The sequence below is a fragment of the Pseudomonas sp. P5_B2 genome, from assembly GCF_056400445.1.
Window position 1 is genome coordinate 1 of sequence record NZ_JBFULH010000772.1, and the last position, 1,735, is coordinate 1,735.

The window sequence follows — 1,735 nt, forward strand, 5'->3', positions numbered from 1 at the left end:
ACGGTGGTCACCTGACCCACGGCGCCAGCGTTTCGTCTTCCGGCAAGCTGTACAACGCCATCCAGTACGGCATCGACGCCAATGGCCTGATCGACTACGACGAAGTCGAGCGTCTGGCAGTTGAGCACAAGCCGAAAATGATCGTGGCCGGTTTCTCTGCCTACTCGCAGATCCTGGACTTCCCGCGCTTCCGCGAAATCGCTGACAAAGTGGGCGCCTACCTGTTCGTCGACATGGCCCACGTGGCCGGTCTGGTCGCCGCTGGCGTCTACCCGAACCCGGTGCCTTTCGCTGACGTCGTGACCACCACCACGCACAAGACCCTGCGCGGTCCACGTGGCGGCCTGATCCTGGCTCGCGCCAACGCCGACATCGAGAAGAAGCTGAACTCCGCGGTATTCCCGGGCGCCCAGGGTGGCCCGCTGGAGCACGTGATCGCTGCGAAGGCGATCTGCTTCAAGGAAGCACTGCAGCCTGAGTTCAAGACCTACCAGCAACAAGTGGTGAAAAACGCCAAGGCCATGGCCGGCGTATTCATCGAGCGCGGTTTCGACGTGGTCTCCGGCGGCACCGAGAACCACCTGTTCCTGCTGTCGCTGATCAAGCAGGAAATCTCCGGTAAAGACGCCGACGCCGCTCTGGGCAAAGCGTTCATCACCGTGAACAAGAACTCCGTGCCAAACGACCCACGCTCCCCGTTCGTCACCTCCGGCCTGCGCTTCGGTACACCGGCTGTGACCACTCGCGGCTTCAAGGAAGCAGAGTGCAAGGAACTGGCTGGCTGGATCTGCGACATCCTGGCAGACCTGAGCAACGAAGCGGTGATCGACGCCGTTCGTGAGAAGGTCAAGGCTATCTGCAAGAAGCTGCCGGTGTACGGCGCTTAATTGCACCGCTAGATCCGCAGTATGAAAACCGGCCAGAGATGGCCGGTTTTTTTTCGCCGCGATTTTTTTCTCCGGTCGAAAAGGCTAAGGATCGGGGCATCTGAGGCGATGAGCGTCGACCTCCAGGCACTGACCTGGATTCCTCCCATGCTCAGAGGCGGYCCGCATTCAATGTTCCTTCAAGTGTGAATGCCATGGAGCAAAGAGACATCAGCGCCGTAGTGAGCTTCATGACTCAGTATCTGGATGATCTTGAACAGAGGTTGTCGGGCGAGCGTCCATAAGTGTCAACGACAGCACATTGGGCAACGTCGGATCTACCGCACACAGCAAAGCGTGACCTGCACCTGTGAGCCCAAGCATCATCCCGAGAACGGGTACGCTGCATTGCGTCATGAAGTCTTCATTGAAGAAGTTGTCTGCTACTTCGGAGAACGCCCGCAAGCACCTTGAGGTACCTCGGCTGTTTTCCGTGACGCGATACAGCTCCAGCAAACACAGCAGATTACCGAAGTCACCGTGGCAAAGGCTGTAACCGGAACCGAGCCCATGGCACCAGAGATTGCGTTCGCACTGTTCGATATCGCCTTTCACGACCGCTCTCAGCTCAACACTCAGTACGTGATTGAGCGCTTTCATGAGTTGTAATCTGGAGAGCAAGATCCCGGCATCCCCGTGACACCACTTGGTCATGTGAGCCGACTTCGATGCATCACGCAGATCCAGCCAGAACCCCTGAGCTTTCAAGCGGTTTTCGTCCCTTAACAAGGCCTCGATCAGAGGGACTAGCGCCTCATTCCCCGTAACTTCATAAATCTTGCAGAGCGCCAGGAGAACCCCTGAAATAC

The 1,735-nt window shown here is 57.8% G+C and carries 2 protein-coding genes; one reads left to right on the forward strand and one right to left on the reverse strand.

Annotated elements, in window-relative coordinates; genetic code table 11:
• Positions 1 to 887 (forward strand): serine hydroxymethyltransferase (gene glyA, locus AC1DRJ_RS26605; protein ID WP_477804774.1); only part of this gene is annotated, 887 nt, incomplete at its 5' end.
• A gap of 228 nt (positions 888 to 1,115) precedes the next feature.
• Here glyA and AC1DRJ_RS26610 read toward each other — a convergent pair.
• Positions 1,116 to 1,735, reverse strand: a 620-nt coding sequence (locus AC1DRJ_RS26610; RefSeq protein ID WP_477804775.1) for a lanthionine synthetase LanC family protein, incomplete at its 5' end; no start/stop codon positions are given.